Origin of the sequence: Paenibacillus solani (assembly GCF_001277345.1) — a bacterium.
GTDB classification, from domain to species: Bacteria; Bacillota; Bacilli; order Paenibacillales; family Paenibacillaceae; genus Paenibacillus_AQ; species Paenibacillus_AQ solani.
The window spans coordinates 440,252-455,364 of record NZ_LIUT01000003.1; the positions used below are offsets into that span (position 1 = coordinate 440,252).

Annotated in this window: 17 protein-coding genes, 3 pseudogenes and 1 other annotated feature; of the genes and pseudogenes, 5 read left to right on the forward strand and 15 right to left on the reverse strand. The window is 48.5% G+C overall.

The genetic code is table 11. From position 1 onward, the window contains the following. Positions 1–182 precede the first annotated feature (182 nt). Complete coding sequence (locus AM231_RS29195; protein WP_165593430.1) at positions 183–347, reverse strand: hypothetical protein; 165 nt, start codon at positions 345–347, stop codon at positions 183–185. A gap of 24 nt (positions 348–371) precedes the next feature. Further along, positions 372–636: pseudogene (locus AM231_RS28365) on the reverse strand (DNA polymerase beta superfamily protein); the annotation flags it as partial. Positions 637–730: 94 nt separating this feature from the next. Between AM231_RS28365 and AM231_RS28675 the strand changes: the two are divergent. From AM231_RS28675 to AM231_RS19385, 4 genes and pseudogenes are all read left to right on the forward strand, one after another. Beyond that, positions 731–876 (forward strand): annotated as a pseudogene (locus AM231_RS28675) (WYL domain-containing protein); the annotation flags it as partial. 200 nt (positions 877–1,076) lie between these two features. Beyond that, a complete protein-coding gene (locus AM231_RS19370) occupies positions 1,077–1,673 on the forward strand; it encodes a matrixin family metalloprotease (protein WP_054404081.1) in 597 nt (198 codons plus the stop codon). A gap of 19 nt (positions 1,674–1,692) precedes the next feature. Continuing rightward, positions 1,693–1,899: pseudogene (locus AM231_RS19375) on the forward strand (hypothetical protein); the annotation flags it as partial. Between the two features lie 514 nt (positions 1,900–2,413). Then, entirely contained in the window at positions 2,414–2,653 is a 240-nt protein-coding gene (locus tag AM231_RS19385) for a hypothetical protein (protein ID WP_242615243.1), read from the forward strand. Between the two features lie 179 nt (positions 2,654–2,832). Here AM231_RS19385 and tatC read toward each other — a convergent pair whose 3' ends face one another. The 5 genes from tatC to AM231_RS19410 all read right to left on the reverse strand — a co-directional run bounded on the left by tatC (position 2,833) and on the right by AM231_RS19410 (position 5,845). Continuing rightward, complete coding sequence (gene tatC, locus AM231_RS19390; protein WP_053491681.1) at positions 2,833–3,606, reverse strand: twin-arginine translocase subunit TatC; 774 nt, start codon at positions 3,604–3,606, stop codon at positions 2,833–2,835. Positions 3,607–3,688: 82 nt separating this feature from the next. After that, a complete protein-coding gene (locus tag AM231_RS19395) occupies positions 3,689–3,922 on the reverse strand; it encodes a twin-arginine translocase TatA/TatE family subunit (RefSeq protein ID WP_053491680.1) in 234 nt (77 codons plus the stop codon). Between the two features lie 217 nt (positions 3,923–4,139). Continuing rightward, positions 4,140–4,631, reverse strand: coding sequence for a MogA/MoaB family molybdenum cofactor biosynthesis protein (locus AM231_RS19400; protein WP_054404084.1), 492 nt, complete (start codon positions 4,629–4,631; stop codon positions 4,140–4,142). Between the two features lie 65 nt (positions 4,632–4,696). After that, positions 4,697–5,173 (reverse strand): cyclic pyranopterin monophosphate synthase MoaC, encoded by a 477-nt coding sequence (gene moaC, locus AM231_RS19405; protein WP_053491678.1) that lies wholly within the window; start codon positions 5,171–5,173, stop codon positions 4,697–4,699. Between the two features lie 3 nt (positions 5,174–5,176). Next, the gene (locus AM231_RS19410; RefSeq protein WP_242615244.1) at positions 5,177–5,845 is read right to left on the reverse strand and encodes a 5-formyltetrahydrofolate cyclo-ligase; all 669 of its coding nucleotides are present in this window, start codon (positions 5,843–5,845) and stop codon (positions 5,177–5,179) included. Between the two features lie 594 nt (positions 5,846–6,439). Between AM231_RS19410 and AM231_RS19415 the strand changes: the two genes are divergently transcribed. Next, positions 6,440–8,392: an ABC-F family ATP-binding cassette domain-containing protein gene (locus AM231_RS19415; protein WP_054404085.1), complete on the forward strand. Its 1,953-nt coding sequence runs from the start codon at positions 6,440–6,442 to the stop codon at positions 8,390–8,392. A 506-nt stretch (positions 8,393–8,898) separates the two neighbouring features. Here AM231_RS19415 and AM231_RS19420 read toward each other — a convergent pair. The 8 genes from AM231_RS19420 to AM231_RS28680 form a co-directional block, all read right to left on the reverse strand. Next, on the reverse strand, positions 8,899–10,422 hold the full coding sequence (locus tag AM231_RS19420) for a 2-isopropylmalate synthase (RefSeq protein WP_054404086.1): 1,524 nt from the start codon (positions 10,420–10,422) through the stop codon (positions 8,899–8,901). A gap of 150 nt (positions 10,423–10,572) precedes the next feature. Beyond that, positions 10,573–10,914, reverse strand: a binding site (T-box leader). Between the two features lie 160 nt (positions 10,915–11,074). Continuing rightward, the gene (locus AM231_RS30265) at positions 11,075–11,203 is read right to left on the reverse strand and encodes a hypothetical protein (RefSeq protein WP_278044643.1); all 129 of its coding nucleotides are present in this window, start codon (positions 11,201–11,203) and stop codon (positions 11,075–11,077) included. A 101-nt stretch (positions 11,204–11,304) separates the two neighbouring features. Then, on the reverse strand, positions 11,305–12,363 hold the full coding sequence (gene tsaD, locus AM231_RS19425; RefSeq protein WP_054404087.1) for a tRNA (adenosine(37)-N6)-threonylcarbamoyltransferase complex transferase subunit TsaD: 1,059 nt from the start codon (positions 12,361–12,363) through the stop codon (positions 11,305–11,307). Then, on the reverse strand, positions 12,360–12,884 hold the full coding sequence (rimI, locus tag AM231_RS19430) for a ribosomal protein S18-alanine N-acetyltransferase (RefSeq protein ID WP_053491674.1): 525 nt from the start codon (positions 12,882–12,884) through the stop codon (positions 12,360–12,362). Before rimI ends, tsaD begins: the two co-directional genes overlap by 4 nt. Before the next feature lie 19 nt (positions 12,885–12,903). Then, a complete protein-coding gene (gene tsaB, locus AM231_RS19435; RefSeq protein WP_054404088.1) occupies positions 12,904–13,695 on the reverse strand; it encodes a tRNA (adenosine(37)-N6)-threonylcarbamoyltransferase complex dimerization subunit type 1 TsaB in 792 nt (263 codons plus the stop codon). After that, the gene (gene tsaE, locus AM231_RS19440; protein WP_054404089.1) at positions 13,682–14,152 is read right to left on the reverse strand and encodes a tRNA (adenosine(37)-N6)-threonylcarbamoyltransferase complex ATPase subunit type 1 TsaE; all 471 of its coding nucleotides are present in this window, start codon (positions 14,150–14,152) and stop codon (positions 13,682–13,684) included. Before tsaE ends, tsaB begins: the two co-directional genes overlap by 14 nt. Before the next feature lie 394 nt (positions 14,153–14,546). Next, positions 14,547–14,729 carry an H-type small acid-soluble spore protein gene (locus AM231_RS19445; protein ID WP_054404090.1) on the reverse strand — a complete coding sequence of 61 codons (183 nt, stop codon included), beginning with the start codon at positions 14,727–14,729 and terminating at the stop codon, positions 14,547–14,549. A 16-nt stretch (positions 14,730–14,745) separates the two neighbouring features. Then, positions 14,746–15,036: a hypothetical protein gene (locus AM231_RS28680; RefSeq protein ID WP_106406102.1), complete on the reverse strand. Its 291-nt coding sequence runs from the start codon at positions 15,034–15,036 to the stop codon at positions 14,746–14,748. Positions 15,037–15,113: the final 77 nt, after the last annotated feature.

Below are 15,113 nucleotides of genomic sequence, written 5' to 3' on the forward strand. Positions count from 1 at the left end.
CCCTTCACCATTGTATCCACCATCAGCCAAAATATGCCTATTACTTACGGACCATGCGGCTGAAACACTAAGAACGAATGATCATTTCCCGACCAAACCAAAACAGCCTAAAAGGCGGACTCCTATGCCGGAGGCTCGGCCTTTCAGGCTGCTTCATCTAAAGCAATGTCGGTGCTCATTAACTAAAGTCTTGGATCGATTTCCTTCTCTTTGTCCATTTCAAACAGCAGCTGCATCGCAATCTCCTGATAGTGCCCGTTGCTCGGAAGCTGCATGCCGGAGTTCGGGTTCTTCTTAATGTGAAACGAAAACTGCGGATTCGTTGATGTGAGTTGTATAATTGCCAAAATGACTCTCTCCTATCGTCAAATGATCTTGACGTGCTCCCCTTGGAAATACTTCCGGTAAGTGCCTTTTTCTATGCTCAGGTAGTGGTGTACGCAAGATTTAGGTGAGAACGTAAGCGGAGATATGCTGCGGATTTGCTGGGCGATGCCTAGCGTCTCCTTATATTTGATGGGGGACTCCAACCATTCGAGCAAAGGCGGGTTTCGACTTGCGAAAAAGCCCCCGCCTGTCGCAGATCGGCCACTCAATCACATCCCATTTGTCGAAGATCGATAAATACCACTCCACGTCATTTCCTTCCTTTATGCGCTTCTCCATCCTTGCTAAAATAGTGGCAGACAGGATCACGTACGATCTAAACTATGATTTTAAGGAGGGCTCCATGGCTTGGGAAAGCTTCGATAAAGAAATCAGCTCATTCGCATCCTGGCGCTGGCCAGAGGTCCATACAACCGGTAACAACTGGCCGATCGACTTGGTATTTCAATACGTACCTATGATAAAACGCTCCGAAATTTAAAAAACATAAAAGTAAACTTAATTTAATGATGTTGCATTAAATAACTATCCACTCTAATCCGACCTATTCCAAGACATTCGGACTACTTATAATCTCTATTATTAAAAGAGACACTTCAACTTAGTTCTAAAGAATCATACCCTTTCATTCCAATTAATGGTATAAATTGGGTTATATCAAAAAGTAAAATTTTGGAGGTGCGTGAAAATTGAAGAAAAGAACCAAAGTAATCATCTCATCACTTATCGCGTTATCGACTATTATCGTTGCCATTCCCGTTGTAAATGCAACTGTGTTTAGTTACAAACGTTCAACTGGTACCTATAGCGCTTATTATGATTACTCTGTCGAACAAAAAAGCTATACTACGCAATACGATTGGGCGCGCTCGAAATGGTCTGGTATCTCTTCAAAAGTAAGTATTAATAAGACCACTGAACCATCAACCGCAACTGATATGTATTTTGTTGGGGAGAATCCCGTTGCTCATTTTTATGGTCAAACTGCTTTTTATACTAAGAATGGCTCTCCAGCAGATCCAAACGTTAAAAATTGGGATTACAGTGTAGTCTTCGTTTACCATAACAACATGGTTGCAGATGGTATGAACAATGACACTAACAAAAAGAGCATAACAACCCATGAAGTTGGACATTCGCTTGGTTTGGCACATACCAACGTAGCAAACTCAACCTTAAGATCACAGTCAGTCATGACATCAGGATCGGATCCATTTGTGAATTTCAATGTAACTTCCCCTTCTGATTATGATAAAGGCGAATTAAAGTATAAATGGGGAAATTAGGATATAGGAGGATGATAACATGTTATTAAAGAAGAAAAGTACTATTATTTCTCTGGTGTTGACTTTAATACTTGCTGCAGCAGCATACTATTACTTTGCCATTTATAATTCCGTTCGTGACATATCCTTGCCCGCCACCTACAAAGGTTTTTCAACTGCACAAGCATTATTCGCCGGTGCTGATTTGGTTGTGGTTGGGAGTCCAATTAAAGACTTTGAGGATCGTNAATTTTGAAAGAGCATTCTAGGGGGATTATCGAATATATTGTAACCTCTACAGAAATTAATGTAGAACAGGTATTGAAAGGGCCAAAAGAGGATGCTGTTAATCTTAAAGTGATTGAACCTATCGGTTTAAGACAGACTTATACAGGTAAAGAAAGAATCGCAAGTGAAGGATATACCGCAATGAAAAAAGGCAGCGAATACGTAATATTTTTAGGTAAAAACACATTTGGTCAATACAGTGTAATTAATATGCAAGCTGGAAAATTCAATCTGGATGGAACTGATCCAGATGACCTCTCGGGAGAAGAGTCATTTAATAAGCAAGAAATTTTCACAGAACTTAAAACGAATTTTTCTCAGGAATTAAAATAAGGCGGGATTATTCTGGAGAAGGCCAAGGAACATCACTTCCGTCATTTCGAATCGATCACATCAAGGAACGGCTGCAGAATCTGATAGAACATCGCGAGAAGCACGCTCTCATTGAAATCGATCGCCGATACAATGCGGAATTGTCAAGGATCCTGTACGCTTTCTCCTGTTTTGACAAGACCGTCGATTATGATGAGGATTCCAGCACTTACCGCATTAAGGTCTGCTATTTGGAGGATGAATGTGACTTTCTGCTCTCCCGCATTCGCTTTCTCGGACTGCGGGTGAGAGTGGTAGGAGGAAGCACGCTGCAGGCCCGCATGCAAGAAACCGCAGCGATGGCGCTGGCGAGGTACGCTCAAGATGAAGATGAACGTTAGGACAATATGAATGGATTTCTATGAGAGCAGGAGTTAGTGCACTTATGAAGTTAATATCTAACTATTCAATGCTTGAACAAAAAAACAACCCGCATAACGATACTCCCCTGGAGTAAGGTTATGCGGGTTTTTCTTATCCAATCCTATTAAGCAGTGCCTATTGTAACCAGTAGCTGCGATCAGTCCTCATCATCTACCTGCACGTACTTGCTGTCCCGTTCCATGTCCGCCACTAATTGCTTGCGGTAGATCACGGAAGACAGAAACACACTGAACTCGTAGAGCAGCAGCAGCGGAATCGTGACTAGGAAATCCGAGATGAAATCTGGCGGTGTAATGACAACCGCAATGAATACAAGCACGAAATAGGCCACTTTGCGCATCTTTCTGAGTCTCAGCGGATTCAGGATGCGAATTCTCGTTAAAAACATCACCACTAGCGGCAGCTCGAACAGCAAAGCCAGCGGCAATACAAGATTGAACATAAAATTTAAGTAATTGGTAATTCCGTAGGTCTCCTGGAGCCCCATGCCTTGCGTAATCGCCGTCGTGAATGACAGCGTCATCGGAAACACAATGTAATATCCGAACATAATCCCCACAATGAACAGAAGAAACGCATACGGCACGTAACGAATAGCTGCTTTCTGTTCTTCTTTGCGAAGCCCCGGCTTGACGAATGCCCACAGCTGATAGAAGATCAGCGGAACGGATATAACAAGCGAGAAAATGGCAGCGATCTTCATGTAGATCCCGATTCCATCCCAGAAGGAGAAGGCATGCAATTCAAAGTTCTTGGCTTGTTCGGCCGCCGTTAAATATTGATAGATCGGGTCGGCAACAAAAAGTCCTCCGATCAATCCGGCAACGAACACCACGAGCACGATAATAATTCGTTTACGCAGTTCGCCCAGGTGCTCCACGAGCGCCATATCTTTCATTTGCTCAGACATGCTAATCACCACCCTATATGTGACCCTGACAAAACAAAATCCCTCCCGAAGGAAGGGATTTCAAAAATTAACTTGCATGGCTTTATTCGGGAAGACGCTTGTCCTCCACCTTGCTTGGAGCAGGAGCGGCCTGCTGAGGAGTTTCCTCTTTCTTCTCCACAGGTGTATCATCCATAATCTCCCGAGCACCGTTCTTAAACTCACGGAAAGTCCGTCCCACAGCACGTCCCAATTCAGGAAGTTTGTTCGGTCCGAACAAGAGCAGCGCCAAAATGACGAGCAGAATGATGCCCGGCACTCCGATTGTAGAACCCATATCTGTTCTCCTCCTTGTCCTGCTTAATGCCTATAAAATGGACATCAGGATGAAATGAATCCAATGCCTTGCACTACAACAGGTATTAACTAATGAACCATCCGACTACAGCAGTTGAAACAAGCTCATATTATACCGCCATCATACCATAATGTAAATCACATATACAGGCCAGAAAGTGACAGTTTTTTTACATAATTATCTAAAAGGTTGCCCTTTAGAGCTGCTCCCGATACTGTCCCGTTACCATAAGCAAGGCCTCCGGAAGCTGATCCATGACAGCAGCCAAATTCTCATGCACACCTTTAGGAGAACCAGGCAGATTGAGAATCAGGGTACGGCCGCGGACGCCGCATACGCCCCGAAACAGCATTGCGCTTCGATTCTTCTGCATCACGGTAGAGCGCATCGCTTCCGCAATGCCAGGCACCTCACGTTCAACGACCCTCCTTGTCGCTTCAGGAGTCACATCCCGAACTGCAAGCTCCGTTCCGCCTGTCGTAAGTACGAGGTCCACTTGATAATAGTCCGTAAGCTCAATCAGTGCCGCGATAATTTCATCCTGCTCATCAGGAACGATCCGGTATTCGATAATTTCACCGTTCAGCTCTTCCTCTACCAATTCCCGGATCACTTGGGCACTCGTATCCTCACGTTCTCCCCGCGAACCTTTATCGCTCGCTGTCAGGATCGCCGTTTTCCACACCATCTATTCTCTCTCCTTCCCACTCGTACGTCTCTGTATCTAAGCACTTTATTTTATCTATCCACATTTTATGTCGTTTCGTGTATGTAATCTCCGCTCTTGCCACCGGATTTGCTCACGAGCAGGGTCGGTCCGATGACCATGTCTTTTTGCAAGGCCTTGCACATGTCGTAAACCGTCAGTGCAGCTGCAGAAGCTGCTGTCAGAGCTTCCATTTCAACGCCTGTCTTGCCTGTCGTCTTCACCGTTGTTTCTATATATAACTCATCTTTGGCGTTATCACTGAATTCTACGTTGACCCCCGTCAGTGACAGCGGATGACACATCGGAATCCAATCCGATGTCTTCTTGGCCGCCATAATGGCCGCAACCTGTGCTACGGCAAGCACATCTCCCTTGCCGATCTTTCCCTCCTGGATACGAGTCAACGTATCGGGATGCATCCGAACTGTAGTCTTCGCTACCGCTGTCCGGGTAGTCACATCCTTATCGCTAACATCTACCATTCGCGCTCTGCCTTGGCCATTAAAATGACTCAATTCCATTATTTATCCCTCCGGTGCAGATCTGGTCTTTACGAAATGTCCCCGTTCCGTAACTAAACCGTCCAATACCCTATCATGATCTTCCATGGGAACATGCTCAGCGACCTGAACCTCATAAGCAATTCCTATCCACAGTGGCTCTCTAGTCTGATGGGTGTTATCTTGCGCTTCCGCGCCAAGCCTGTCCGACAGCCGGTCATAATAACCGCCCCCGTAACCAAGTCTGCCGCCATTCCTGTCAAACGCGAGCCCGGGTACCCAGATCACATCCGGATTACCGTTCATCCATTTGTGAGAACGAGACGGATCAGGCTCCCATATGCCATAGGCTCCCGGTACCAGCTCATTCCATGCCTTAAGCTCGTGCAACTCCATCGATCGGTCTTCCGGCATACTCCGGGGAACGATAACATGCACGCCCTGACTCCATGCCCATTCGATTAAAGGCCGAGAGTCCAGCTCGGAGCGAAACGGGACATAAATCATCATGCTCTGCAATTGCAGCCGCTTCATGATCTCTGAAGCATATCCGCAGGCTTGCTTCGAACGCTCGGCCCGTTCCTCCTCGGATAGCTCATCCCTGCGCGATGCCATCTCTATGCGCAAGGCCTGTTTGGCGGATAACCGCTTTATTTCTTCCCCAGACTTGGTCAACGTGATCGTCCCTCTCACGCTTTTAATTATGTTTAGTTTACCACTGTTCCATCCATTAGCCAAGAATATGGGAAGGTGCCATCATGGTCGATTGTTCGTCCTTTTTCATGTACACTTACTCTAAGATATCAGAACGAATCAACTTGCTAGCATGATCATCTTGATATCGCAAGAAGAATAGCTTCTGCAAGCGGTCTGTCTTCTAAAGAGTGTACGCCGGTAGACGTTTTTCTTAAGAGATATGAATGTATATACATCAAAGGCATCCCCTCCTTATCTCGCAAGAAAAACTTCCGCTATATGCGGTCTGTCTTCTGAGAGTGTACGTCGGTAGACGTTTTTCTTAAGAGATATGAATGTATATACATCAAAGGCATACTCTCCTTATCTCGCAAGAAAAACTTCCGCTATATGCGGTCTGTCTTCTGAGAGTGTACGCCGGTAGACGTTTTTCTTAAGAGATATGAATGTATATACATCAAAGGCATACCCTCCTTATCTCGCAAGAAAAACTTCCGCTATATGCGGTCTGTCTTCTGAGAGTGTACGCCGGTAGACGTTTTTCTTATAATGAAGAAAGAAATATATAGAATGATGGAGGTTTCACATATCATGCTACTGCAAGCCAATGGCATTACGAAATTATACGGGGTTACCCCCGTGCTTGATAAGATCAATCTGCAAGTGCTTGAACGTGAAAGAATCGGCCTCGTCGGAGTTAATGGAGCGGGCAAATCAACCCTGCTTAAAATACTGGCAGGCGAAATGTCGTATGATGGCGGACAAATCTTCAAGGCAAAAGAAACCACTGTCGGTTATCTTGCCCAGAACAGCGGTCTTCAATCGGATTCATCGATATGGGGCGAGATGCTGGATGTCTTCTCCCCCTTGCTGGAAATGGAACGCGAGCTTCGTCAGATGGAGGAGCAGATTGCCGATCCGAAATCCAGCGATGATCCAAAGAGATATCAGGAACTCCTGGATCGTTACGCAATCCGCTCAGACTGGTTCAAGGATCAAGGTGGCTATGAAATCGAAACACGCATCCGCAGCGTACTGCATGGCATGGGATTCGGCAGCTTTTCGCCAGACACTCCCATTGCCACTCTAAGCGGCGGCCAGAAGACTAGACTAGCCCTTGCCAAAATACTGCTGCAGGCACCCGATCTGCTCATGCTGGATGAGCCGACAAACCATCTGGATATTGCGACCCTCACCTGGCTGGAGGATTATCTGCGGGGTTATTCGGGTTCCTTGCTTGTTGTTTCCCATGACCGTTATTTCCTGGATCGGCTTGTGACGACCATCGTCGAGATTGAACGCCGCCATTCCACCAAATATACAGGCAACTACAGCCGATACATTGAGTTGAAAGCAGCCGAGTACGAATCCCAGCTGAAGCAATACGAGAAGCAGCAAGATGAGATCTCCCGTATGGAAACCTTTATACAGCGGAACCTCGTCAGGGCATCTACAACCAAGCGCGCGCAAAGCCGCCGCAAAGCGCTGGAGAAGATGGAACGGCTGGACAAACCGCTCGGTGATTTAAAGAAGGCGCATTTTTCTTTTGAAGGTGAATATATGTCAGGCAAGGATGTGCTTCATGTTCGTGACTTATCCCTTGCATTTGAGCAGAATAAGCTGCTGTTTCAGTATGTTTCCTTTGATCTAAGCCGTGGCGAAACCGTCGCTTTGATCGGTCCTAACGGAGTCGGCAAATCGACTCTCCTTAAATGCCTGATCGGTACCTTGAAACCTGCTGCAGGATCATTTCAGTGGGGTACCAAAGTCAAGATCGGATACTACGACCAAGAACAGTCTGAGCTGAATCCCAGCAAAACCGTTCTGGAAGAGCTGTGGGGCACCTATCCTCATATGGAAGAAGCCCGCATCCGCACCGTTCTGGGCAACTTTCTCTTTAGCGGCGAGGATGTGCTCAAGAAGATCAGCTCCTTAAGCGGCGGGGAAAAAGCGCGTGTCTCGCTGGCCAAGCTCATGCTCCTTGAAGCCAATATGCTCATATTGGATGAGCCGACGAACCATCTTGACTTATTTGCCAAAGAGGTATTGGAATCAGCCCTTATGGATTACGAAGGCACCTTGTTATTCATATCCCATGACCGTTACTTCCTTAATAAAATGGCAGAGCGCATCATTGAGCTCCATCCGGACGGCACTCAACATTTCCTGGGTAATTATGACGACTATACGGAGAAAAAGCAGGAAATTCTTGATATGAATGACGAACCGACCGAGCCGTTTGCCCGCCACAGCCTGAACCAGGAAGGGAAAAACGAGGCTCCCGTTGAGAAGCAAGGGGCCGTTTCCTTCGAAGCCGACAAGCAAGCCAAGCGGGAAGAACGAAACCGTCAGCGAAAGCTGGCAAGCCTGGAGGAGCAGATTCACGTTCTGGAGTCTGACATTTCCGAATTGGAGGTCCAGATGACGAACCCTGATATCTATCAGGATTATATGGCGCTGCAAGAACGCCAGCAGGCACTGGATGAGAAAAAAAATCAGCTTGAGCAGATTTTTGCCGAATGGGAAGCATTGCTGGAATCCTAAAAAAATTCACAAAAGTGTTTCAAATCGATTTATTTTGTTTATACACACACTTATCCCCACAAAGAGTGCATACATTCACCTCAAAAATGACCCCAAGGGTCATTTTTTTGTTGTTATGCGCATGTTTCTTCTCCCCATCCAGCTTTATCCACGAAGTTATCCACATTATCCACAATTTTTGAGATCGTAATTGAAAATCCTGTCCGCTTTTTTCAGTGTTTTGCAAAATACCGATTTATCGATATTTTTCCGACTTGTACACAATCCGTGGAGGATATGTGGATAACTTTGTTCACAACTTGACAGATTTATATGTCTTATGTACTAGATCACTATATAGGATTCACATTCTGTCAGGCTAAAAAAGGACGACCTTCCTCATGTAGAAACGGGAAGGTCGTCTGGTTCAGAGCGTTCATGAATAGAACAGAGGCTTTCCCCCTGTTTTCGGTGCTTTCAGTTTTTTCAGTACTTCGATACTTTCGGAGCTTTCAGCGCTTCCGCACCTATACCGACATCAATGCTGAATTGCATGCAGCAACATAGCCCAGCCCCGCTGCCATGACGATGTCTTGATGAACGGCCGTTCCACGGAAGATCTTGCCGGCCTTCTCTACCGTAACGGCGGCTTCGGCGTGCGCATCTTCGCCGCTGCTTAAGGAATGGAGCTCCAGATCACCGAAGGTGATGTCGCTGCTTATGCCTTGGCTGATCGCAGAGATAACGGCTTGCACGGGGCCATCCGCTACGCTGGAGTAGGTGGCTTCCGTTTGATCATTCAGGTGGCGCAGCGTAACAGCCGCAACCCGGCTGCTGCCCGTTCCGGAAATGACCTGCGCTTCAATCAGCTCATATACCTGTGCCGGCTTTCCAAGTGTGCTGCTAACCATCTGCAGCAGTTGATCATCACTAACCACCTTCTGACGGTCGGCCGTCTCTTTGAAAGTGTTATACAGGGTCTCCATCTCGTCTCCAACAAGCTCAACACCATAACGGGCAAGGCGATCCTTCAGAGCATGGCGACCCGAATGCTTGCCCAGCACAATCATGCTGCGCGGTATGCCCAGCTTCTCCGGGTCCATAATCTCGTAGGTGCTTCGATCCTTCAGCAAACCGTCCTGGTGGATGCCGGATTCATGCTGGAAGGCATTCCGTCCGACGACAGGCTTATTGTAGGCAATTGGAAAATGCATGGCACCGCTAACGAGTCGTGAGACTTCATACAGCTTCTCGGCTGTAATTCCCGTCTCCGCACGCAGCATGTCACCTCGGGTAGAGAGAGCCATGACAAGCTCCTCCAAAGCGCAGTTGCCTGTACGTTCGCCAACCCCGTTCACAGTCACCTCAATTTGACTGGCGCCATTCTGGATCGCGGCCAGACTATTGGCCACAGCAAGACCTAAGTCATTATGGCAATGGGCACTATATTCAACTGTGTTTCCGCCACGGGCGCCTTCCCGCACACGCCGGAACATTTCGCCATATTCATTCGGAAGCGCATATCCAACCGTATCCGGCAGATTGATGATCGTGGCACCCTCTTCAATGACGGCCTCCACCATCTCGATCAGATCGTCGATGCCTGTACGTGAAGCATCCATTGCCGTAAACTCCACCACATCGCTAAACTGCTTTGCATAAGCTGTCATTTCACGTGCTCTTGCTACTACTTCCGGACGGCTCATGCGCAGCTGATGACGAAGATGGATGTCAGAAGAAGAAAGAAACAGATGGATTCGTCTTCTGGCCGCATCCTGAGTTGCCTTCACAGCAGCGTCAATGTCCCCTTTTACCGCTCGCGCGAATCCGCAAATCTCCACCTGCTGAAGCTCTCTTGAGATAGCCTGCACAGCGGCAAACTCCCCTGGGCTGGACACCGGAAAACCAGGCTCCATCACATCCACGCCCAGCTCTGCCAGTTTGCTGGCCAGTACTATTTTCTGTTCAGGCTGCAGACTTGCCCCCGGCGCTTGTTCCCCATCCCGCAGTGTTGTATCGAATATTCGGATCGTTCTCATGGCTTCATTCATCTTCGTATTTCCTCCTTGGTTACGATATAAACCCGGGTATGCCGGGAGTTCTGTCGAATTCGTTATGTTCGCTGTACGTCCGCACGTCGACTTGCGTAACGCATCCCACCCTGCTGCTGCCGGCAGCAAAAAAGCCCGCCATCTCTTATCATAAGAGACGACGGGCTTAGACCCTCCGTGGTACCACTCTAATTGACGCACCGTGTTCACAGCTGTTTTTGCCGCGTCACATATACGTCCACTTTAGTGTCCATAATCTCCCCATGCCGGCCGGACATGAAGAGAATGGACATCCTGATGACGGAGGAAATTCCGTAAGAGAGTACTGCTGCATTCATGATCGTTGGTCTGTGTTGCTCCATCAACCAATGCGTGCCGTTCCCCTCTTCCGCTTCCGGGCGAGATTCGAAGGTTGCTTAGCCGCTGCGTCACACCAATTTCGCAGCTCTCTGTAGACAGCTCCCTTTTACTGCTCCCGTTCATTGCGTTTATTCAATATGTTGTTATGTACACAAAAAGCCTGCCATCTCTTATTCAAGAGACGACAGGCTATCCTATCGCGGTACCACTCTTGTTGACTCCAAGCCGGATAATATCCGGACTATAAAGCCCCCTCAATCGCCAAATAACAAGTTATTTGTGCGCAGCCTGCTCACGGAGGCCATCCCGTAACAAGGTCAAACTCCGCAATCGATTCACGCTGGATCAGCGTATCATTGCATAAGGTTCCCCTGCTCCGTTCCCAGGTGAGTTCAGGTTCCTCTCGTCTGCGTTGCACCATCCCGCAGCTCTCTTCAACCAAGGTATACCTTACTAGTCCTGTTCATCACGTTTCAATATCCTGGAATTTGATCATGATTATACGTGCTGCCGAGAGCCATGTCAAGAAATTTCTGCGTCTTCTTCAGCCCAAAGTTCCAACGACATTTGCGGATCTGCCTTCATATCCAGCGGCGTAAAGCTCCCCTGCTTCCATTTCAGATGAGCCGCGGCAGCAATCATCGCTCCGTTATCGGTACAATACTGAAATGGCGGAATCGTCAGTTTAATCCCTTCCTTCTCGCAGCGATCAGCCAATGCTTTACGGAGTCCGCGATTAGCGGCTACACCGCCGCATAGCAGCAGCTGCTTCGCATCATATGCCCGAACCGCACGAACGGCCTTCTCCACGAGCACTTCGACAACGGATTCCTGGAATCCTCGGGCGATCGCTTCCGTCTTGACTTCCTCTCCACGCATTTTGCTCTGATTGACGACATTTAATACAGCCGATTTCAAACCACTGAAACTAAAATCGTAGGAATCCGGCTCCAGCCATACGCGCGGAAGCTCTACCACCTCTTCAGCCTCAAGCGCCATACGATCGACATGAGGACCTCCAGGGTATGGGAAACCAAGCGCCCTGGCCACCTTGTCATAGGCTTCACCTACTGCATCATCCCGCGTTCTGCCGATCAATTCAAATCGGCCTTCCTCTTTCATGTAAACCAGCTCGGTGTGACCGCCCGATACTACGAGTGCCATACAAGGGTAAGCGATATCGCCCACAAAGCGGTTCGCATAGATATGGCCGGCAATATGATGTGTGCCGATCAGAGGCTTGCCGAGCGCAAACGCGAGGCTTTTGGCAGCCATAACACCAACCAGAAGCGCTCCAACCAAGCCAGGACCCTGCGTTACGGCAATCGCCGACAAATCCTTCATTTCAATACCGGCTTCCGCCACGGCCTGCTCAATGATTAACGTGATACTCTCCACATGTTTACGGGAAGCGACCTCAGGCACCACCCCGCCAAAAGCTTTATGTGTTTCAATCTGACTAGCAATGACACTGGACAATACCTCGCAGCCATCCCTAACAACGGCAACCGAGGTTTCATCGCAGCTCGTTTCAATCGCCAAAATGCAGCTATGCTGCCGATCTATTTTATCATCCTTCATGATAGCCTTTGACTTCCTTCCTCGCCATCGTCCTCTCGATAAGGGGGCAGATCTGCCCACATAATGAGTGCGTCTTCCTGGTTATCGGAATAATACCCCTTGCGGACACCGGCTGGTTTAAAACCTTTTTTAATATATAAACGCTGGGCTACGAGATTGGATACACGAACTTCCAGCGTCATTTTTTCCATACCCATATAAGCAGCGGTCTTCATCAATTCCGTCAGCAGACGATCGCCCCACTTGCGTCCGCGATACTGCTCCAGCAGCGCAATATTCGTAACATGGGCTTCATCCACGATCGTCCACATGCCCGCATAGCCAATGGTCCGGCCTTCGTACTCCATGATCATGTAACGGGCAAAATGATTCAGTTTCAGTTCATTATGAAATGCTTCCTCGGTCCATGGCACGGTGAATGCTTCACGCTCCACGACGAGAACCTCCGGAATATCATCCAGGGTCATCAGCCGGAAGGCTAATCCGTCTTCTCCATCGATCGGCTTATTCTGCTTGTCCATAACGAATCCTACGCTCCTTTCACCGCTTGCGCAGCAGATTCGCTTCCGCTTCGGAAAGCTGTGTGTAATTGGGCACCAGTGCATGCAGATCATCTGCTTCTCCTGCCAGCAATCTGTCTGCTCCCAGATACCCTATCCAGCGTCCTTCAAACGCATAGGGATGGATGTGCAGATTGCCGCCAAACCATGTTTCCAGTCCTCGGGCTGTTTCGGCATGGAGATCCACTTCCCCAATAAACCATAGGCTGACAGGACGCTCCCCTTCAGGCAGCTTGCTGATCCGCTCCTTCAAGAACTCCACCCAAGATTGCATCAGGCGTATACCATCCGCTTCCATACGTACCGGCGCTTCCTCTTGGTGCTCCGGATCGACAGCGAATAATGCAGTATACACTTGTCCCCGCCTTGCATCCAGAAGTGGTATAACCCAGTGGATTCCCTTCTCCGGCACGGCTTGTTTCCATCCGGACTGCAAGCCCCCCCACGCCAATGCGTGGAGGCTTGATATCCCAACAACCGGGAGGTCATTCGCCCATGCCAGCGTTTTGGCTGCCGTTACCGCAATCCGAATCCCCGTGTAAGAACCGGGGCCTACCCCTACAGCAATGCCATCGATCTGGTCCATGCCAAGACCGGCTTCCGCAAGCGCCTGCGCCATCACCGGATGCAGATGCACCGAGTGGTTACGATCGGCATTCGTGTTCACTTCCGACAAAAGCTTGTCCTGGTCCATCACAGATACCGCCAGCGATGCCGTAGACGTATCCAACGCCAAAAACCGCTGCCGCGGCTTCATATCATTGTTGTTCATTCCTGCTACCCCATTTTTCATTCAAATCCCGGCACCACTCGCCGTATGGTTCCCCTTGGCTTGATAGCGTGATAATCCGGTGAGATTCGCCAGTGGTCTCAAGCTGGATATGCAGATACTGCTCCGGCATAAGCTCGGTAATCAGACTGCTCCATTCCACAAGACAAACCCCTTCGCCAAAAAAGTACTCGTCCAGCCCAAGCTCATCCGCTTCGTCTACCGACAAGCGATACACATCCATATGGTAGAGCGGCAAGCGCCCCTCATATTCTTTAATAATGGTAAATGTCGGGCTGTTCACGACCCCTTGCACACCCAGATGCTGTGCAAATTGCTTCGAGAAAGCCGTTTTTCCGGCTCCGAGATCTCCGTCCAGACCGATGACAGTCCCTGGCTCTGCTCTCATGGCGAGCCAAGCAGCAAGCTGCCCGGTATCTTCCAGGCTGCTTGATATCATTCGAAACTGGCCCTCCGTACGGCCATTATTCACTGATAACCCACCCTTTACTTATTCTGCCCATATCTCAAAATACTTGATCTTCATTATATCGGTCCTCCCAATCCGCTGCAAGAACAGAACATCGGCGTCGAGGATTCTCTAAGGTTCTCTCCTTCGGGGCTCGACCAGCGCCCATACAACATTATAGATGTTCAGCCCAGCCTGCCATTTCGCAGCCTTGAGATCACCCGATTTGCTGGGCGAATTGCCCAAAAGCGAATATATTCAGTTTCAACGCCAAACACACCTTATCCGGTTTCCGACAATACGGAACTGCGAATAAGGTGTATTTTGTTCACTCATATGCGTTTGTTGTTTCAGATTCCCATATCCAGTGTCCCCTTTTAGGAAACTATTCGCCTTCCTTCAAGCGATCCACATTTACGGTCAGCGTATTAGTAGGACGGGAACCAACCTGAACGGTAGCCATCCCGTTCTGCTGATCCACATGCTCAATCCAAACAGACTTCCCTTCCAGATTGACCTTGTACGTATCCTTGGAATTAAAAATTTCCACCGCGCGCTGTATCTCCATGCGTTTAACCTCCTCCTTACGGTTTTCTTGGTGATTCGTCCACAACATCCATCGTATCGGTGGTGGAAGGGCCGATCAGCCCGTTATCCAAGGTTACATTGCCTCCGCCAAGGCCTTCGTTGATCATCCGGTCAATATCGAACATCGTAGATTCCCGGGATATCTCAGTCTCCTCCGAGGTCAGGCTGTTCCAATCCACCATCTCACCATTGACCGATTGTGCAGCGGAATGGTCCGAAGCTCTGTCCTTCTGTATCTCTTCGGACTGGATATCTGCCGACGCTGCGGTTTCTTTAGATTCCATCATGATAATGATTACCTCCCTTTACAGGCAGAGTTCATCGTCAATATGCCACAAACAGGTTCTAATTATGCAATACAGAG

Bases quoted from the DNA above. Each gene is read 5' to 3' on its own strand.
- AM231_RS19395 (WP_053491680.1), bottom strand. From the start codon at position 3,922: ATGGGTTCTACAATCGGAGTGCCGGGCATCATTCTGCTCGTCATTTTG.
- tsaB (WP_054404088.1), bottom strand. From the start codon at position 13,695: ATGAACAACAATGATATGAAGCCGCGGCAGCGGTTTTTGGCGTTGGAT.
- tsaE (WP_054404089.1), bottom strand. From the start codon at position 14,152: ATGATATCAAGCAGCCTGGAAGATACCGGGCAGCTTGCTGCTTGGCTC.
- moaC (WP_053491678.1), bottom strand. From the start codon at position 5,173: ATGGAATTGAGTCATTTTAATGGCCAAGGCAGAGCGCGAATGGTAGAT.
- AM231_RS19415 (WP_054404085.1), top strand. From the start codon at position 6,440: ATGCTACTGCAAGCCAATGGCATTACGAAATTATACGGGGTTACCCCC.
- tatC (WP_053491681.1), bottom strand. From the start codon at position 3,606: ATGTCTGAGCAAATGAAAGATATGGCGCTCGTGGAGCACCTGGGCGAA.
- tsaD (WP_054404087.1), bottom strand. From the start codon at position 12,363: ATGAAGGATGATAAAATAGATCGGCAGCATAGCTGCATTTTGGCGATT.
- AM231_RS28680 (WP_106406102.1), bottom strand. From the start codon at position 15,036: ATGATGGAATCTAAAGAAACCGCAGCGTCGGCAGATATCCAGTCCGAA.
- AM231_RS30265 (WP_278044643.1), bottom strand. From the start codon at position 11,203: ATGGTGCAACGCAGACGAGAGGAACCTGAACTCACCTGGGAACGGAGC.
- AM231_RS19445 (WP_054404090.1), bottom strand. From the start codon at position 14,729: ATGGAGATACAGCGCGCGGTGGAAATTTTTAATTCCAAGGATACGTAC.
- AM231_RS19420 (WP_054404086.1), bottom strand. From the start codon at position 10,422: ATGAATGAAGCCATGAGAACGATCCGAATATTCGATACAACACTGCGG.
- rimI (WP_053491674.1), bottom strand. From the start codon at position 12,884: ATGGACAAGCAGAATAAGCCGATCGATGGAGAAGACGGATTAGCCTTC.
- AM231_RS19400 (WP_054404084.1), bottom strand. From the start codon at position 4,631: ATGGTGTGGAAAACGGCGATCCTGACAGCGAGCGATAAAGGTTCGCGG.